This is a genomic window from Polynucleobacter yangtzensis (genome assembly GCF_001595965.1).
GTDB classification, from domain to species: domain Bacteria; phylum Pseudomonadota; class Gammaproteobacteria; order Burkholderiales; family Burkholderiaceae; genus Polynucleobacter; species Polynucleobacter yangtzensis.
Genome location: NZ_LOJI01000033.1, coordinates 1 through 370, shown reverse-complemented (window position 1 = coordinate 370; position 370 = coordinate 1). Strand labels below are relative to the sequence as shown.

The following is a 370-nucleotide window of genomic DNA, read 5'->3' as shown; positions in this document are numbered from 1 at the left end:
GCGATGGGCGAGGCTGGCGTTACCAAGTGCCTAGAGATCATTCACAATGAACTGGACATCACCATGGCATTTACAGGTCATCGCGATATTCAGAATGTAACCAAAGATATTTTGTATCCAGGAGCTTTTTAGCCTTGAATACTAATTTATTCCTTGTTCATCCTTGGATTGTCTGTTTGCGTCGAGCAAGTTGCAAGGCGCTAACTTTATTTTTTTATTTTGTTATGGAGACTTTATGAACATTCGTCGTCACATTTTTGCAGTAGCAGCTTCTGCAATGCTTGCAACCGGTGCTTACGCTGCCGATATCAAACTGGGTGTTTCAGGACCTTTCACCGGCGGCTCCGCTTCTATGGGTGTGAGTATGCGT

1 protein-coding gene and 1 pseudogene are annotated in these 370 nt (G+C 44.3%); both read left to right on the top strand.

Features of this window, described 5'->3' with window-relative positions:
* Window positions 1-132, top strand: a 132-nt coding sequence (locus JaK3_RS10620; RefSeq protein ID WP_150114232.1) for an alpha-hydroxy-acid oxidizing protein, incomplete at its 5' end; no start/stop codon positions are given.
* 103 nt (window positions 133-235) lie between these two features.
* Window positions 236-370 (top strand): annotated as a pseudogene (locus tag JaK3_RS10855) (ABC transporter substrate-binding protein); the annotation flags it as partial.